The organism is Micromonospora sp. LZ37 (assembly GCF_059359015.1).
The window spans coordinates 135,203-151,426 of record NZ_JCADBL010000012.1 but is presented as its reverse complement, the minus strand read 5'-3'; the positions used below and the strand labels follow the sequence as shown (position 1 = coordinate 151,426).

The following is a 16,224-nucleotide window of genomic DNA, read 5'->3' as shown; positions in this document are numbered from 1 at the left end:
GGTAGCCGATCGCGCGGACCAGCATGCCGACCGCCACCGGCGAGGCAGCGGCGGCCGACCACCGGTGTTCGACAGGCGGCTCTACGCGGTAGGCGCGTCGAGGGCCGGCGCCACGACGGCGAACGCCCGGTCGGTCAGCTCGGCCAGGTGCTGCTCGTCGTCGCCCGCCTGCCACTGCTGAAGCACCGTGTCGAAGGCCAGCAGGGCCATCCCGGCGGCCATCCGGGGGTAGGGGTCGGTGTCGGGGTCGAGGCCGTGGCGGGCGGCCAGTTCGGCGGCCAGACCGGCGCGCCACTGGATCTGACGTTCCAGCCAGCGGGCCTGCAGGGCAGGGGTGTCCAGGATCAGACGGACCACGACGCGGGCCCGCTCGGCGTGGTCGGGGTGGTCGGCGCAGGCGGCGAGTGGCACCCAGACGGCGTGGCGCAACGCGACCGACGGTGGCTCGGCGCGGGGCCGGGCGGCGAGTTCGGCGACGATGTCCGCGCCCATGTCGGCCAGGAACCGGACGACCACGTCCTCCTTCGACGCGAAGTAGCGGAAGAAGGTGCGCCGCGACATGCCCGCCGCGGCCACGATGTCGTCGACGGTCACCACGTCGAAGCCCCGGGTGGCGAGCAGCATCAGGGCGGCGTCACGCAGCTCGTCGGCGACGAGCTGGCGTTTGCGCTCGGCCATGCTGCTGTCCCCGCGAGGTGCCATCCGCTGATGCTACGTCATGCCTACGTTGGCATCTCACGCACCACTTGACACCCAGTGCCACCGGTAGCACAGTGAGGCGCATGACTGCTGATGGCTGGACCGCGGCACGGATCCCCGACCTGAGCGGCCGCACCTTCGTCGTCACCGGAGCCACGAGCGGGCTCGGCCTGGTCACCACCCGGGCGCTCGCCGCCCGCGGCGCGCGCGTGGTGCTCGCCGTCCGCGACGAGGAGAAGGGCCGCCGGGTGGCTGCCGGCATCGTCGCCGCCCGGCCCCGCGCCGACCTGGAGGTACGGCGGGTCGACCTGGCCGACCTCGACTCGGTGCGGGAGTTCGCCGACCGGATGCACGCCGGGCATCGCCGGGTGGACGTACTGATCAACAACGCCGGGGTGATGGCTGCGCCGCGCACCCTCAGCCCGCAGGGACACGAGCTGCAGTTCGCCACCAACCACCTCGGACACTTCGCTCTCACCGGGCTCCTGCTCGAGCTGTTGCTGGCGGGCCGTGACCCGCGGGTGGTCACGGTCACCTCGGTCAACCATCGGCGGGCGATGCCGCCCTTCGCCGACCCGACCGGTGCGCAGCGCTACTCCCCGATGGGTTGCTACAACACGTCCAAGCTGGCCAACGCGATCTTCGGCTGCGAGCTGCACCGCCGGCTCAGCGCCGCGGCCAGCCCGCTACGCAGCGTCCTCGCCCACCCCGGCTACACCGCCACGAACCTCCAGACCAGCGCCACCACCCCGATCTGGCGGATACTGCTCGGCCGGATCGGCAACCCCCTCCTCGCCCAGCCGGTCGACCGCGGCGCCTGGCCGCAGCTGTTCGCCGCCACCGACCCCGCGGCGCGGTCGGGCCAGCTCGTCGCCCCCGGCGGGCCCGGCGAGCTGCGCGGCCACCCCGCGCCGGGGAAACTGTCCGCGGCCGCGACCGACCCGGACCACGGCCGCCGCCTGTGGGAGCTGTCCGAACAGGCCACCGGCGTACGGTTCGGCCCACTGCGGCGAGCCAGCTGACCGGCTACCTGTGCGGCCAGCCTGTCTCAGGCTTGTCCGCACGGTCCGCACGAAGCACGTTGGCGCAGTCGACAGGCGTAGGCGACGGCACCGAGCGCGAGTCCCCGGAGCGGCCAGAGCATCGAGACGGTCTAGGAATGCCTCAGATCGGACTCGACGAGGAGGGCCTGGTGATGGCGCCAGAGCCACCGTAGGTACTGCTGCACCTCCTCCGGGCTGGCGACCCATCCGTGGTCCAGGTAGTCGAAGATGCGTTTGATCTCGCCGGGTACGAGTTCGTAGGCGGTCGCTCCGGTTTCCGGGACCGGTGTGTCCGGGGGAACGGCCACGGGAAGCGGGATCATGGGGAGGCGTAGGCCGCTCCTGGTGAAGGCCCTGAGGACCGTGAGGTAGACGCGGGTCAGGTGGTAGGGGGAGACAGCGAGCGCGAGGCTGGTGATGCCGCGGGCCTTGACCTGGTCGACGATCCAGGCGGCCTGCATGCCGGTGTTCGGGGCCGGCTCGGCTTGGAGGTGTACCCGGTCGGTGCGACGGAGGCCGAGGCTCCGCAGGTAGTCGAGAGTGAGCGCGACATAGGTTCCTTCAGCCGGGTTCCCGTTCGCCACCAGAAGGCAGCGGAGCGCCGGGTTCGCCTCCCAGTTGCGGATCGCGTGAGTGAGACGCCACTCTTCGCCCTGACCGGTGGGTACCACGAGCGCGTCGACGTGGTCGGCGGCTGACCGGGGCAGGGTCAGGATCATCGTGACGGCTCTGATCACCTCCAGGAACTGGCCGGCGGTGAAGCCGGCCAGATCGTCCTCCGCCACCACCCGAGCGGTCGCCTCGCCCGGACTCACCGAACCGCCCCGGCCGCCGCACGGCAGGTGGTCGGCTTGCGGTGGGAGATCATGCATCCGATCTTCCCAGCCCTGGTCGAAGCGGGAGGCCCTTCCCGGCCCAGGCCGACCGCTTCCCCGCTGAACGCCAACCACCCCGCCGAGTGGCGCTCACGCCAGTTCCGCGATCACCGCGCGGACCATTCGGCGCCCGTGCTCGGCCATGCGCGGGAAGGTGTGCCGGTAGTAGTCGATGCCGGTCAGCGACGGTGCGAGCGCCCAGCCGCAGGCACGACGCCAGGTGGCGTCGTCGTACCCGAGAGCCTTCCGGTAGGCATCCCGGGCCGCGCCGGTGAAGGTCCACAGCGCGGGAGCCACGTCCGGTGCCGGATCGCCGACACCGAGTGCCCCGAAGTCGATGACCGCGGCCAGCCGGCCGCGGTCGGTGATCAGGTTGCCGGGCTGCAGGTCACCGTGGATCCATACCGGGTCCCGGTCCCAGTCGGGGGCAGCCAGGCAGGCCTCCCAGGCCGCCTCGGCCGCGGACACGTCGAAGCCGTCGTCATGCTCGGCGAGCCGGGGCAGGACGCGTCGGACGTCGTCATCGACATGGCGCAGGGCGGATCCGCGCGATCCCGGTGGCTTCACCGGACCTCCGGCCGGATCCACCCGGTGCAGGGCACGTACGAAGGCTGCCACCTCGCGGGCCAGGAGTACGTCGTCGCAGCCGAGCCGGGGAGGGGTGCTCCCCACGACCCACGGCACCACGGTCCACCGCCACGGGTACCCCGCGCCCGGCGAGCCCAGATGAAGCGGCACCGGGATCCGCACCGGCAGGTGGGGCGCCAGGACGGGTAGCCACCGCGCGTCGGCATCGGCCTGGTCGACCGCCCCGGCGATCTTGGGCATCCGGGCGACGAGTTCGTCGCCGATCCGGAAGAGCACGTGGTCGGTGCCCTCCAACTCGTCGGGCAGCGGTGTCACCGGAAGGCCGGCCCACTGCGGGCACTGGGCCGCCACCAGGCGGCGCACCTGCCCGACGGTCGCTCGGATCTCGTCCTCATGGATGGGCACGGCGGGCACGGTACTGCGGTCAGGTGGCGGTGCCAACCGATGAGGTATCCGCCTCCCACCGGACGACGGCCACCACCGGGACCGTGATCCCGATGGTGGCCGCGTACCGGTCGAGAGGCCGGTCAGCTCAGCGCTCAGCCGTTGATCTGCCAGATCTGGTTCGCGCCGCCGGTGGCCGTCCAGATCTGGATCTGGGTGCCGTTGGCGCTGGAGTTCCCGGCGGCGTCGAGCACCTTGCCCGACTGGGGGTTGCGGATGGTGCCGTTCGCCTGCGGCTCCCAGTTCTGGGCGCCGGTGCCGTTGCAGGTCCAGAGCTGCACCTTGGTGCCGTCGGCGGTGCCGGAGTTGCTCACGTCGAGGCACTTGCCCAGGGCCTGGTAGGTGGTGCCGACCCGGCTCCACTTCTGCGCGTTGGTGCCGTTGCAGGTCCAGAGCTGGATCTTCGTGCCGTCGGCGGTGGCCGAGTTGCTCACGTCGAGGCACTTGCCGCCGATCCCGGTGATGGTGCCGCTGGTCGCCGCGCCGGGGATGGCGTTGAGGGTGTACCAGGCCTCGGTGCTCCACAGCGACTTGCCGCTGTCCGAGCTGAACGGCCGGGGCGAGCGGAGGTAGACCACGTGGCCGGCCTTGCGGCCGCTGACCGCCAGCGTGACCTTCTTCCGGTCGGTGGAGAGGGTGGCGGAGGTGACGGTGAGCGTCTCCTCGTCGACCTTCGGGCCGCCGTAGCCGGCGGTCGCCACGTACCGCCACTGCTTGAGCTTGTAGCGGGCGGCCAGGTTCGTCGCGGTCTCCGTCGACAGCGGCTCGGTGTACTCCACCTCGAAGCCGGTCGCGGTCGCCCGCATCGCCTGCATCTCGAAGGTGCTGGTGCTGTTCGGGGTCAGCTTTTGCAGGCCGTACGACAGCTTGCCGCTCTGTCCCCAGTTGCCGCCGGCGCCGAGACCGCCGACGTAGATCGCGCCGTCCGGACCGACGTTGACCTCGGAGACGCCGGCCTCCAGGCCCTGGGTCATCCGGAACAGGGCGCCCTGGTACTCGCCGTTGACCTTCTCCACGTACGCCCGCTGGAGGCCGCCGTAGGTGACGTCGCCGATCACGAACTGGCCGGCGTACCGGCCGGAGGTCAGGTACATCGGGGTGCTGGGGGAGTTGGCGATCTCGTTCTGCGGCATCCAGAGCACCGGCGGGGTGACCGGGTTGGCGTCGAACGGGCCGTCCGGGTTCATGTAGTGGTTGAAGAACCGGCCCTGCTTGACGTGCACCAGCTTGGACGACGGCAGCCAGCCGCCCTGGTTGTCGGTGACGAAGATGCCGTTCTCCGGCCCCCAACCGATGCCGTGCGGGGTACGCAGACCGCCGGCGACGTACGAGACCTCACCGGTGTCCTTGTTGACCTTGATGGTGGTGCCCCGGTTGGCGGCCGGCTGCGGGTCCGTGGTCGCCCCGCCGTAGTTGATCGACACCGACAGGTTCAGGTAGAAGAACCCGTTCTGGTAGAGCAGGCCGAAGGCGAACTCGTGGAAGTTGCCCCCGTACGGCCAGGTCGCGACGGTGTCGAGCCGGTCGGCGACCTCGTCGCCGCTGGTGTCGACCAGCTTGGTCAGACGTTGCTTCTCCGAGACGTAGACCACGCCGTCGACGACCTTGAGCCCCATCGGCTCCTTGAGGCCACCGGCGATCTTCTTGGTGGTCACACTGCCGGGTCCGGTGGACCCGCCGGTGTTGCCGAGGATGTACACCTCGCCGTCCTGGGAGGAGCCGGACTGGTCGCTGCCGCCCCAGGTGGAGATGACCATCCGGCCGTCGGCGAGCCAGTCCATCCCGGTCACCTTGGGCTGGAAGCCGCTGGGTCGCAGGTTGGTCAGCGTGTAACCGGGGTGCACCCCGGTCAGCGGCAGGCCGTCGCCGGGGGAGTCGGCGACGCCCTCGCACTCCTTCTTGCCCGGAGCGGTCACCCGGACCACGCCGGCGTCGGTGCTCAGCGCCGAGTTGGGCACCAGGACGAAGGAGGACGAGCCGGGGGTCTTCCACTCCAGGGTGATCTGCTGCCCGCCGGTGCGCTCGAAGTGGTCGATGCGCAGCGGGTGCAGGCCGGCGGTCAGCGTGACGCTGCCCTCCTTGGGCGGGGTGGGACCGTGCAGACCGTCGTGGTTGATGACGACCTTGTCGTCGAGGGTGAGCCGGGACCCGTCGTCGCTGGTGAGGCGGAAGCTGTAGCTGCCGGCGGTGGTGACGTTCAGGTTGCCGAGCACCTGGCTGACGAAGTAGTCCTCGAAGCCGAAGTCGGTGCTGGACGTCCAGTTGATGGTGGGCATCAACTTGTCCACGTTGGGCGTCTGCCCGGACTTGAGGGTGCAGATCTCGTTCAGCGGCACCTGCACGTCGAAGACGCGCAGCGTGACGCCGGGCTCCTGGGCGGGGGCGGCCTGGGCGGGGGTGGCGATCAGGCCGGTGGTGACGAGCAGTGCGGCGGTGGCGGCGGTCAGGACAGGACTGCGGAATCGGCGCAGCAGCCGTGTGCCCATGGTTCCTCCTGGGAGGTCGGGGTAGGGGCGGCTGACCGCGGGCAGCGGTGCGACGGCAGCCGCCGTTCCGAGCCCGGACCGGCCCTCGACGCCGACGAGTGACCTGCCCGAAGCTGCGAACTGATGGCTGAGATTAACAAAGTTCGATTGAAACGACCATATCTTCCGTCGATATCTGCGAAAGTTCGATCGACGCGTACGGAAGTTTGTGGGATTGATGGTGATATCTGGGCCGATGTCGATAGAGGGGCGCGGCGTGGCCCGACCATCGGCGCCGCCTCGGTTGCGGAGCTGCGCCCTCTCAGCGGGTGCTGAGGAAGTCGAGCACCCGCCAGGTCAGCAGCTCCGCAGCGTCCTTGTCGTACGCCGGGAGGCTGGCGTCGACGAACAGGTGCCGGTCACCGGGGTAGACGAAGAGCTCGGCCTGCTCGGTCGACTCGACCAGCTCACGGGCCGCCGCCAGGTCCCCCTCGCCGCTGAAGAACGGGTCCGCGTCCATCCCGTGGACCTGCACGGGTACGCCGGCCGGCCAGGGCCCGCCGAACTCCGCCGGCGGGATGCAGGACTCGAGCAGCAGCGCGCCGCGGGCCCCGGGCCGGGTCTGGGCCAGTTTCTGCGCCGGCAGCACGCCGAGGGAGATGCCCGCGTAGACCAGCTCGTGCGGGAGCTCGTCCGCCGCCCGGACGCCACGCTCGAGGAGCTCACCGAAGCCGATCTCCCTCGCGTGGACCTGGGCCTCCTCAAGGTCACCGAAGGAGTGGCCGTCGTAGAGGTCGGGCGTGTGCACGGTGTGTCCGGCCGCCCGCAGCTCGTCGGCGAACGCGAGGAAGCCCGGGGTCTGTCCCTGCACGTGGTGGAAGAGCAGCACTTCAGCCATGGTCGCTCCGTCTCTTTGCCGGTGGCGGGGCGGGTGCCGCGACCACATCTGCCACCGGACCCTAGTTCCCGGGCGTCGGTCCGGCGACCCCGCGCGGGTCCGTCACGGATCGACGGTGGCGTATGGTCACCGGATGGGGCACGAGGTCTGGGCCGACGGCGCGGCGTACGAGGCGTACGTGGGCCGGTGGAGCCGGCCGGTCGCGGCGGAGTTCCTGCGCTGGCTGGACGTGCCACCGGGGCGGCGCTGGCTGGACGTGGGCTGCGGCACCGGCGCGCTGACCTCGACGGTCCTCGCCGGGGCGGCGCCGGCGCACGTCGCGGGCGTCGACCGGTCCGAGGGGTTCGTCCGGCATGCCCGGGCCGGGATCGCTCCGGCCTCCTTTCAGGTCGGTGACGCCCGTGCGCTGCCCCTGCCCGACGGCAGCGTCGACGTCGTGGTCAGCGGACTGGCGCTCAACTTCGTACCCGATCCGGCGCGCGCGGTGGCCGAGTTCGCCCGGGTCCTGCGACCGGCCGGGGTGGCCGCCGCCTACGTATGGGACTACGCCGGGGGCATGGCGATGATGCGCCACTTCTGGGAGGTCGCCGCCGAACTCGACCCGGCCGCGGCGGCCCTGGACGAGGGTCGCCGCTTCCCGGTGTGCGCACCGGAGCCGCTGCGCACGCTCTGGGTCGACGCCGGCCTGCGGGCGGTCTCGGTCCGGGCCGTCGAGGTGCCCACGGTCTTCGCCGACTTCGCCGACTTCTGGACGCCGTTCCTGGGTGGTCAGGGCGCGGCCCCCGGCTACGTCAGGTCTCTCGCCGAGCCGGACCGGGCCGCCCTGCGGGACCGGCTCGCCGGCCGGGTGCCCGCCGGACCGGACGGATCGATCCGGCTCACGGCGCGGGCCTGGGCGGTCCGCGGCACGGCGGCCGGGTCGGCCCCGGCACAGGGATCGTGAGTACCGGTGCTCAGGGCCGTACGCGCCGGAGCGGGCAGGATCGAGCCGTGACCACGACGACGCGTACCCGCGCCCTGGGCGGTGCCCTGATCCTCGCGGCGGCCACCGTCGGCGCCTGGTGGGCCTGGCTGGGCTGGGACAGCGGGTACGCCACCGACCCGCGGACCGGCGCGACCACCGGCCCGTACCAGCCGTGGCAGGTCGCCGGTTGCGTGCTCACCCTGGCCCTGCTCGCCGCCGTCGCGGGGTGGCGGCTGTCTCCGTGGCTGGTGGCCCCGGTGATGACCGTCGCCTTCACCCTCGCCTGGGCGGCGCACGCCGCCTCGACCGACGACAGCGGGCTGTGGGCCGTGGGGGCGGTCCTGGTCCTGGTCGGGACGGGCGTCGGGACGACCGTGGTGAGCGTGGTCGCCCACCTGCTGCGCCGACGCCGCGCCTGAAGCCCCGCACACGACCCGCGAGACCACAATCATCCGGGCGGACATCGTCCGGGACGGATAACGGACAGGACGCCGAGCCCTCCTCCGGAGCACTGTTTACGCAGGTGGAGAGGTTGCGGACGGCGGGCCCCGTCCCTTCCTCCCGGCCCGGCGGCGACAGCAACGTCACCGCCGGACGCCGCCACCGAGCCCGGCCCCGGCGCCGCGGCGGACACGGCCCCGCCGATCCGACCGCTCCCGGCCCCGCCGCGACTCGGTCCGCACCGTCCCGGGCGCCCGGCACGGTGTCCGCCCCCGAAGGACAAGGACGTCACCACCTCCGGTCGACGCCGTCGGCGGACCATCCCCCATCGGCGGCAGCCCCGCGTGCCTCGACCGGGCGCGTCGGCCAGAGCCGACGCACGAGCAAGAGAGAGGAGGGGGCGGACATGGCCGCTCCCACCGTCACCGCAAGCCTGAACGCATCCACCTACTCGCCGGGCGACCAGATGACCCTCACGGTCACCTACGGCGACCCGGACACCCGGCCCGTCACCGTCACCATCGTGGTGACCGACGCGCAGGGCAACAGCAGCGCCCCGGTGAGGGCCACCGCCGTCATCGACCCGCTCACCCTCGGCGTCACCGACGACTCCGGCCGTACCTGGACGAAGGCGTCGGACACCGGCGCGGTGGCCGTCTACCGGGCGGTGGCGTGATGCCCCGCGTCACCGTGACGGTCCGTGACAACGGTGGTCGTACCGCCACCGCGACCGTCGACTACCGCGTGGCCCAGCCGGTGCTGGGCGGCTACTACCTCTCCGGCAACGGCGACCCGACGGCGGACATGGCGGGCGGCAACTTCCGCTCGCTGACCCAGTACCGCAGCTTCGCCGACGGCTACACGTTGCCCGGCTACAACAAGTCCTGGCTGCTCGCCCTCGGGCAGAACGGGTTCGCGATCAACATGGTGCTGGAGCTGAAGCAGTACGGCACCGCCACCATCGGGGCGCAGACGTTCACCGTCGACGGGGTCAACTACACCGTCCCGGCGCCGGCGATGACCATCCAGCAGCGCCCGGGAACCACCTGGCCGAGGGCGTACGGGTACGGCCAGGTGCTCGCCGGGCAGTGCGACGGGCTCTTCGCCCGGGCGCTGTCGCAGTACCGGACGATGGGCTTCGGGGTGAACATCCAGCTCGCCTCCGAACTGGACACCGACCACGAGTTCGGCACCACGGAGTCGGGGGTGTCGTACACCTGGGCGGCGTCCGACGCCCGCGCGGTGCAGGCGATGACGTACATCGTGAACTGGTTCAAGGCCCGGGCGCTGCCGGCCGGCACCACCTTCTCGGTCGGCTCCGGCGGGTTCGACCGGGCCTGCTTCCAGCGCACCCACCCCGAGTCGCTGATGGCCAAGCTGGATTTCCTCCAGTGGAACGTCTACGCCACCGACCCGAGCCACACGGCGCTGGCCCGGTTCCGCCGGACCAGGGACTGGGCGGTCACCGACCTCGGACCGGTGGCGCTGTCCCGCCCGGTACTGATCGCCGAGTGGGGGGTGCGGGTGGCCGAGTTCCCGGACCAGGCGGCCTGGATCGCCACCGTGCCGTCCGCCATCGCCCAGCTCAACGCCGAGCGGGGGCCGAGGATCGTCCGGACGAACTACTTCAACTCCAGTTGGGGGACGCTCTCGCCCAAGGCGGCGGGGCTGGCGGCGTTGCGGGCGGCGTACGCGACCAGGCCGTACGTCTGATTCCGGGGTCGGCGGCGTCGGGCCGGTCGGGGCCCGGCGCCGCCGATCGGCCCGGAGGATCAGGCGTCGCCGAGCCGTTCGGCGTACGCGTCGCGCAACTCGGCCCAGCCGAAGTCCTTGGCCTCCGCGCCCCGGATCGGGCCGACCGGGTCGCCGGCGAGCAGCCGGTCGGCGACGTCGAGGCAGAGGTGCCAACCGGCGGCCACCAGGGGCAGTGTCGCCCGGTCGGCGAGCGTGTGGCGCAGGGTCAGTCGGGTCCCCTCGCCGGACGGCGTGAGTTCCCAGCGGAGCAGGCTCTCGCCCCAGGTGTACTCGAGCAGCCGCGGCGGCTCGGCCCGGCGTACGGTCGCGGGCTGCGCGGCGAGGGCGTCGCCGTCGACCAGGGTGAGCACCGCGGCGCCCGGGGTGCCGAGGTCACGGTCGGCGAGGAACGGCGCCCACTCGCGCAGCCGGGCCGGGTCGGTCAGTGCCGCCCACACCCGCTCCGGGGTGTGCCGCAGCTCGCGGACGAACAGCAGGGTCCAGCGGTCGCCGTCGGCCTCGGCGGTGACCTGGGCCGGGGGCCCGGGGTGGAACGAGTCGCGGTCCATGCTCACTCCTTGTCGAGATGGCGCTCCAGGGCGTCCAGGTGCGCGGTGGGGCGGCGGCCGGCTGCGACCGTCCGGGAGCGGTGCCCGGGCGGGCTCCATATGCTCGGGGCATGGAACTGCGGATCTTCACCGAACCCCAGCAGGGCGCCAGCTACGACCAGCTGCTCGCCGTGGCCCGCGCCGCTGAGGACGCCGGGTACGGAGCCTTCTTCCGCTCCGACCACTACCTGAAGATGGGCGCGGTGAGCGGTGATCCCGGCCCGACCGACGCCTGGACCACCCTCGCCGGGCTGGCCCGCGACACCTCCCGCATCCGGCTCGGCACGCTGATGACCGCCGCCACCTTCCGGTTGCCCGGCCCGCTGGCGATCACCGTCGCGCAGGTCGACCAGATGAGCGGCGGCCGGGTCGAGCTGGGCATCGGCACCGGCTGGTACGCCGAGGAGCACACCGCGTACGGCATCCCGTTCCCGTCGCTGGGTGAGCGCTTCGACCGGTTGGAGGAGCAGCTCGCGGTCATCACCGGCCTCTGGGAGACGCCGCCCGGGAAGACCTTCGACTTCCCCGGCACGTACTACCCGGTCACCAGCTCGCCGGCGCTGCCCAAGCCGGTGCAGCAGCCCCGCCCCCCGGTCCTGCTCGGCGGCATGGGCCCGAAGCGCACCCCGCGGCTGGCCGCCCGGTACGCCGACGAGTTCAACCTGCCGTTCGCCTCGGTCGAGGACTCGGCGGCCCAGTTCGGCCGGGTGCGCGAGGCGTGCGCGGCGATCGGCCGGGACACCGCCACCATGCGCTGGTCCAACGCGCTGGTGCTCTGCTGCGGCCGCGACGACGCCGAGGTGGCCCGCCGGGCCGCGGCGATCGGCCGGGAGCCCGACGAGCTGCGCGAGAACGGCCTCGCCGGCACGCCCGCCGAGGTGGTCGACAAGATCGGCCGGTACGCCGGGGTCGGCAGCGAGCGGATCTACCTCCAGCTGCTCGACCTGGCCGACCTGGATCACCTGGAGCTGGTCGCCGCCGAGGTGATGCCGCAGCTGTGAGCGGTCGGCCGCGCCCCGGCGGCCTTCGGTCGGCGGGGCGTCGCCGTTCAGCGCCGCGGCACCGTGCGGCCCGGCTCGCGCAGCACGGTGTCGAGCCGGCCGTCCCGGTCGCTGTCCAGGTAGGTGATGTCCGGGACGCCGTCGCCGTCCAAGTCGAACTGGACCACGTCGGCGATGCCGTCGCCGTCCAGGTCGGTGACGACCTGCGTCGACCCGTCCAGATGGTGGGTGACGATCGAGTGCGCGCCGCTGTCGGCCGTCCGCGGCGGCGGACCGGGGGTCGGCTTCGGCGTGGGCTCCGGCTCCGGGGTGGGCGCCGGCACCGGCGTGGTCAGCTTCCGGTACGCCGGCGACGGCTCGTCCGTCGGGTCGAGCCCGACACCGGTCGGGTCGATCTCCTCCTCCGACGGGTGGACGTCGCCGTGCAGAGTGGGGTCGCGGTAGCTGCTCATCGACTGAGGGTTCCCCGTAATCGGCGGCGACAATCGTGCCGGATGACGCAGCGGACGACGGGCACCGACGGAGGTGGGACATGGAGCTGCACCGGAGCCCGGGGCGGCAGGTGTTACCGGTGGTCTGCCTGCTGGCGGGAGTCACCCTGCTCGCCATCGGTGGGGAGGGCGGGCTGCTGCGCACGGTGGCGGCGGCCGGTGGGACCGGGCTCGGTCTCGTCGCGCTGGTCCGGGCGAACCGGCCGTTCCGCTTCGTGATCGGCGCCGACGGGCTCACCCTGCGCCGGCCCGGCCTGCGTCGGCTGGTCCGCTGGTCGGAGCTGGACGCGGTGGTGCTCGACCAGCCGCCGCCCTCGCCCGGTACGCCGGCGAGCGCTTCCTCGACGCCCGTACGCTGCGCGCCGCCCCGGTCGGGGCCCCTGAGTTCACCGTTGGCCTGCGCGGATACCGTACCGACGTGGTCGACGACATGATCCAGATCGGGCGGGAGGCGCTCCGCTCGGCCGACCCGGTCGAGCGCCGGGCGGCCCGCAGGGCGATCGCCCTGGGCCGCGAACACAGCCTGGTCGTCACCGCTCGCGGCTACAACACCTTCCAGGTGGACGAGGCGTTGGACGCCCTCGACGCCGCCCTCGCCGTCGACCCCTCCGACCGGGAGCCCACATGACCGACGTCCCCCGCCGCAACTGGGCCGGCAACGTCACCTACGCGGCCCGCCGCTTCCACCGGCCCTCGACGGTCGATGAGCTGCGCCGGCTGGTCGCCGGCAGCCAACGGGTCCGCGCCGTCGGCACCGGCCACTCGTTCAACCGGCTCGGCGACACCACCGGCGACCTGGTCTCGCTGGCCGGCCTGCCGCCCACCGTCGAGATCGACCGGGAGCGCGGCACGGTCACCGTCGCCGCCGGCCTCCGCTACGGCGACGTGGCCACCCGGCTGCACGCCGAAGGGCTGGCCCTGGCCAACTTCGCCTCGCTGCCGCACATCTCGGTGGCCGGCGCGGTCGCCACCGGCACCCACGGCTCCGGGGACGGCCACCGCAACCTGGCCGCCGCGGTGGCCGCGCTGGAACTGGTCACCGCCGACGGCTCCCGGCTGACCGTGGACCGGACCGACGCCCGGTTCGCCGGCATGGTGGTCTCCCTCGGGGCGCTCGGCGTCGTCACCCGGGTCACCCTGGACGTCGTCCCGGCCTTCGAGATGCGCCAGTACGTCCGCCGGGACCTGCCGGTGGACGCGCTCGACGCGGCGTTCGGCTCGGCGTACAGCGTCAGCGGGTTCACCTCCTGGCGGTCGTCGACCATCGACCACGTCTGGCGCAAGCAGCTCGCCGACCAGCCGCCCCCGCCGGCGGACTGGCTGGGCACCACGGCGGCCGAGGCGCCGGTGCACCCGGTGCCCGGCATGGACCCGGTGAACTGCACCACCCAGCTCGGCGTGCCCGGGCCCGCCCACGAGCGGCTGCCGCACTTCCGGCTCGGCTTCACCCCGAGCAGCGGCGACGAGCTCCAGTCGGAGTACCACCTGCCCCGCGAGGCGGCGGCCGGCGCGCTGGCGGCGCTGAACGGGATGCGGGACCGGATCACCGGGGTGCTCCAGGTCTGCGAGCTGCGCACGGTCGCCGCCGACGAGCTGTGGCTCAGCCCCAACCAGGGGCGGGACACCCTCGCCGTGCACTTCACCTGGGTCGACGACGCGGCCGCGGTGCTGCCGGTGGTGGCCGGGGTGGAGCAGGCCCTCGCCCCCTTCGGGCCCCGCCCGCACTGGGGCAAGGTCTTCACGCTGGACCCGTCGGCGGTGGCCGCCGCCTTCCCCCGGCACGCCGACTTCGCCGCCCTGCTGGCCGAGCTGGACCCGGCGGGGAAGTTCCGCACCGAGCTGCTGGACCGCTACTTCCCGCGCGCCTGACCCGACCGGGACCGACCCGCTGAGGTCGGGTCGGCCCGCTCCCGGCCGCCTAGCGTCGACCTCGCACAAAGGGAAGGGGAATCGGGTGCTGGAGCGGCTCAACGAGGCCATGGAGTACGTCGAGCGCCACCTCGACCAACCGGTCGAGGTGGCCGAGCTGGCGCGGATCGCGCTGACCTCGGAGCACCACTTCCGGCGGCTCTTCTCCGCGCTGGCGGGGATGCCGCTGTCGGAGTACCTGCGGCGCCGGCGGCTCACCGTCGCCGCGGCCGAGGTGACGGCCGGCGAGCGGACGCTGCTCGACATCGCCGTCCGCTACGGGTACGGCTCGACCGAGGCGTTCACCCGGGCGTTCCGGGCGGTGCACGGGGTGGGGCCGGGCGAGGCCCGGCGCACCGGCGCGGCGCTGCGCTCCCAGCAACGGTTGTCCTTCCGCCTCGTCGTCGAAGGGAGTGGCAGCATGCGCTATCGCGTGGTGGAGAAGCCGGAGTTCCGGCTGGTCGGCCGACGGGCCCGGGTGCCCCTGGTGCATCAGGGGATGAACCCTGCGATCGTGGAGTTCGTCCGGGGCATCCCGAAGGAGACCGTGCGGCGGATCGAGGCCCTGTCGGACCAGGAGCCGGCCGGCATCGTCAACGTCAGCGACCAGTTGGGCGACGACCGGGCGGAGGGCGTCGAGCTGGACTACTGGCACGCGGTGGTGACCGGCGCGGACGCCCCGGCCGACCTGGACGCGGTCACCGTGCCGGCGGGGACGTGGGCGGTCTTCGAGACCTCCGGGGAGTTCCCGGCGGCGGTGCAGGAGTTGTGGCGGGACGTGTTCACCCAGTGGTTCCCGTCGAACGCGTACCGCAGCCGGCCGGGACCGGAGATGTCCCGTAACCGGATCTCTGCGGACGGCACGCACGTGGACGCCGAGCTGTGGATCCCGGTGGAGCGCGCGGCGGCCTAGTGCCGGCTGCCGACCGGCTGGTCGCGAAGGCTGCCGCGCTGGACGGCGCGGCTGATGTCGCTGGGCGAGACGATCCCCACCAGCCGCTGGTCGGCCACCACCAGCGCCCGGCCGTCGGCGCACTCGCTGAGCCGGGGCAGCAGGTCGTTGAGCTGTTCGTCCGGGCTGGCCAGCACGAGCTGGTCGGCCCGGCAGGACACCTCGCCGAGGGTGGTGGCCGCCCGGCGCTCGGCGGGAATGCCGCGTACCCGGTCGAGGGTGACCAGGCCGACCGGCCGGTCCTGGTCGACCAGCGGCAACGCCGAGTGCCGGTACGCGAAGAGGTAGTGGTCGACGAAGTCGGCGACGGTCATCTCCGCCGACGCGGTCTGCGGCTGCGGGGTCATCACGTCGGCGACCCGCACACCCCGCAGGGCGGTGCCCATCCGGGCCTGGCGCTCCTCCGCCCCGGCGGCCCCGATCAGGAACCAGCCGATCAGCGCCAGCCAGAGCCCGCCCACCCCGGCGCCCACCAGGAACTGGACGAGCCCCAGGGCGATCAGCAGCGCGCCCAGCACCCAGCCGGCGCGGGCCGCCACCACGGACGCCTTCGTCCGGTCGCCGGTTGCCTTCCACACCGCCGCCCGCAGCAGCCGCCCGCCGTCCAACGGCGCCGCCGGCAGGATGTTGAAGACCGCCAGCAGCACGTTGATGCCGGCCAGCCACGCCAGCGACCCGAGCAGCAGCCCGTTCTCGCCGGCCAGCGCCACCACCACCGCGATGCCGCCGAAGAAGAGCCCGAGCAGCAGGCTCACCAGCGGGCCGACGCCGGCGATGCGCAGCTCCGCCCCCGGGTCCTTCGCCTCGCCGCGCAGCTCGGCCACCCCGCCGAAGAGCCAGAGCGTGATCCCCTGGACCTCAAGGCCGTTGCGTTTGGCGACCACCGCGTGGGAGACCTCGTGGGCCAGCAGGCCGACGAAGAAGACCACCGCGGCGGCCAGCCCCGCCAGCCAGTACGCCCAGGTGGGGCGGTCCGGGTAGGCCCGGGGGAACTGGCTGGCCGACAGCCCCCAGGCGATCAGCAGGAAGATGACCAGGACGCTCCAGTTGACCCCGACGGGTACCCCCGCGATCCGGCCAAGCCGGAAGCTCGCCCTCATGACCCCGTCATAC

At 72.9% G+C, this 16,224-nt stretch carries 18 protein-coding genes; 10 read left to right on the top strand and 8 right to left on the bottom strand.

Annotated features, from left to right (window positions below; all coding sequences use genetic code 11):
* Positions 1–81: 81 nt before the first annotated feature.
* A complete protein-coding gene (locus AC5L3Z_RS23460; protein ID WP_494845062.1) occupies positions 82–702 on the bottom strand; it encodes an acyl-CoA-like ligand-binding transcription factor in 621 nt (206 codons plus the stop codon).
* Between the two features lie 80 nt (positions 703–782).
* Between AC5L3Z_RS23460 and AC5L3Z_RS23455 the strand changes: the two genes are divergently transcribed.
* Positions 783–1,721 (top strand): oxidoreductase, encoded by a 939-nt coding sequence (locus tag AC5L3Z_RS23455; protein WP_494845061.1) that lies wholly within the window; start codon positions 783–785, stop codon positions 1,719–1,721.
* A gap of 131 nt (positions 1,722–1,852) precedes the next feature.
* Here the strand turns inward: AC5L3Z_RS23455 and AC5L3Z_RS23450 are convergent, their stop codons facing one another.
* The 4 genes from AC5L3Z_RS23450 to AC5L3Z_RS23435 form a co-directional block, all read right to left on the bottom strand.
* Positions 1,853–2,557, bottom strand: coding sequence for a YdcF family protein (locus AC5L3Z_RS23450; RefSeq protein WP_494845159.1), 705 nt, complete (start codon positions 2,555–2,557; stop codon positions 1,853–1,855).
* A gap of 150 nt (positions 2,558–2,707) precedes the next feature.
* Positions 2,708–3,610 (bottom strand): aminoglycoside phosphotransferase family protein, encoded by a 903-nt coding sequence (locus AC5L3Z_RS23445; protein ID WP_494845059.1) that lies wholly within the window; start codon positions 3,608–3,610, stop codon positions 2,708–2,710.
* A gap of 134 nt (positions 3,611–3,744) precedes the next feature.
* Positions 3,745–6,135 (bottom strand): ricin-type beta-trefoil lectin domain protein, encoded by a 2,391-nt coding sequence (locus AC5L3Z_RS23440; RefSeq protein ID WP_494845058.1) that lies wholly within the window; start codon positions 6,133–6,135, stop codon positions 3,745–3,747.
* Positions 6,136–6,436: 301 nt separating this feature from the next.
* Complete coding sequence (locus tag AC5L3Z_RS23435; RefSeq protein ID WP_494845057.1) at positions 6,437–7,012, bottom strand: dienelactone hydrolase family protein; 576 nt, start codon at positions 7,010–7,012, stop codon at positions 6,437–6,439.
* 133 nt (positions 7,013–7,145) lie between these two features.
* Here AC5L3Z_RS23435 and AC5L3Z_RS23430 point away from each other — a divergent pair, with 133 nt between their 5' ends.
* The 4 genes from AC5L3Z_RS23430 (at position 7,146) to AC5L3Z_RS23415 (ending at position 10,130) form a co-directional block, all read left to right on the top strand.
* On the top strand, positions 7,146–7,955 hold the full coding sequence (locus AC5L3Z_RS23430) for a class I SAM-dependent methyltransferase (RefSeq protein ID WP_494845056.1): 810 nt from the start codon (positions 7,146–7,148) through the stop codon (positions 7,953–7,955).
* Between the two features lie 47 nt (positions 7,956–8,002).
* Positions 8,003–8,395, top strand: a complete 393-nt coding sequence (locus tag AC5L3Z_RS23425) for a hypothetical protein (RefSeq protein ID WP_494845054.1) — start codon at positions 8,003–8,005, stop codon at positions 8,393–8,395.
* 428 nt (positions 8,396–8,823) lie between these two features.
* Complete coding sequence (locus AC5L3Z_RS23420) at positions 8,824–9,093, top strand: hypothetical protein (protein WP_494845053.1); 270 nt, start codon at positions 8,824–8,826, stop codon at positions 9,091–9,093.
* Complete coding sequence (locus tag AC5L3Z_RS23415; protein ID WP_494845052.1) at positions 9,093–10,130, top strand: hypothetical protein; 1,038 nt, start codon at positions 9,093–9,095, stop codon at positions 10,128–10,130. Before AC5L3Z_RS23420 ends, AC5L3Z_RS23415 begins: the two co-directional genes overlap by 1 nt.
* Positions 10,131–10,189: 59 nt before the next feature.
* Here the strand turns inward: AC5L3Z_RS23415 and AC5L3Z_RS23410 are convergent, their stop codons facing one another.
* The gene (locus tag AC5L3Z_RS23410) at positions 10,190–10,720 is read right to left on the bottom strand and encodes an SRPBCC family protein (protein WP_494845051.1); all 531 of its coding nucleotides are present in this window, start codon (positions 10,718–10,720) and stop codon (positions 10,190–10,192) included.
* 110 nt (positions 10,721–10,830) lie between these two features.
* Here AC5L3Z_RS23410 and AC5L3Z_RS23405 point away from each other — a divergent pair, with 110 nt between their 5' ends.
* Complete coding sequence (locus AC5L3Z_RS23405; RefSeq protein WP_494845050.1) at positions 10,831–11,760, top strand: LLM class F420-dependent oxidoreductase; 930 nt, start codon at positions 10,831–10,833, stop codon at positions 11,758–11,760.
* Positions 11,761–11,807: 47 nt separating this feature from the next.
* Here AC5L3Z_RS23405 and AC5L3Z_RS23400 read toward each other — a convergent pair whose 3' ends face one another.
* On the bottom strand, positions 11,808–12,212 hold the full coding sequence (locus tag AC5L3Z_RS23400; protein WP_494845048.1) for a hypothetical protein: 405 nt from the start codon (positions 12,210–12,212) through the stop codon (positions 11,808–11,810).
* An 80-nt stretch (positions 12,213–12,292) separates the two neighbouring features.
* Here AC5L3Z_RS23400 and AC5L3Z_RS23395 point away from each other — a divergent pair, with 80 nt between their 5' ends.
* The 4 genes from AC5L3Z_RS23395 (at position 12,293) to AC5L3Z_RS23380 (ending at position 15,072) form a co-directional block, all read left to right on the top strand.
* Complete coding sequence (locus tag AC5L3Z_RS23395) at positions 12,293–12,685, top strand: hypothetical protein (RefSeq protein ID WP_494845047.1); 393 nt, start codon at positions 12,293–12,295, stop codon at positions 12,683–12,685.
* Positions 12,670–12,879 (top strand): hypothetical protein, encoded by a 210-nt coding sequence (locus tag AC5L3Z_RS23390; protein WP_494845045.1) that lies wholly within the window; start codon positions 12,670–12,672, stop codon positions 12,877–12,879. Before AC5L3Z_RS23395 ends, AC5L3Z_RS23390 begins: the two co-directional genes overlap by 16 nt.
* A complete protein-coding gene (locus AC5L3Z_RS23385; protein ID WP_494845044.1) occupies positions 12,876–14,120 on the top strand; it encodes an FAD-binding protein in 1,245 nt (414 codons plus the stop codon). Before AC5L3Z_RS23390 ends, AC5L3Z_RS23385 begins: the two co-directional genes overlap by 4 nt.
* An 85-nt stretch (positions 14,121–14,205) precedes the next feature.
* The gene (locus tag AC5L3Z_RS23380; protein WP_494845043.1) at positions 14,206–15,072 is read left to right on the top strand and encodes a GyrI-like domain-containing protein; all 867 of its coding nucleotides are present in this window, start codon (positions 14,206–14,208) and stop codon (positions 15,070–15,072) included.
* On the opposite strand, the gene AC5L3Z_RS23375 is transcribed toward AC5L3Z_RS23380, so the two are convergent.
* Positions 15,069–16,211, bottom strand: a complete 1,143-nt coding sequence (locus AC5L3Z_RS23375; protein ID WP_494845041.1) for a site-2 protease family protein — start codon at positions 16,209–16,211, stop codon at positions 15,069–15,071. The genes AC5L3Z_RS23380 and AC5L3Z_RS23375 overlap by 4 nt on opposite strands.
* Positions 16,212–16,224 lie beyond the last annotated feature (13 nt).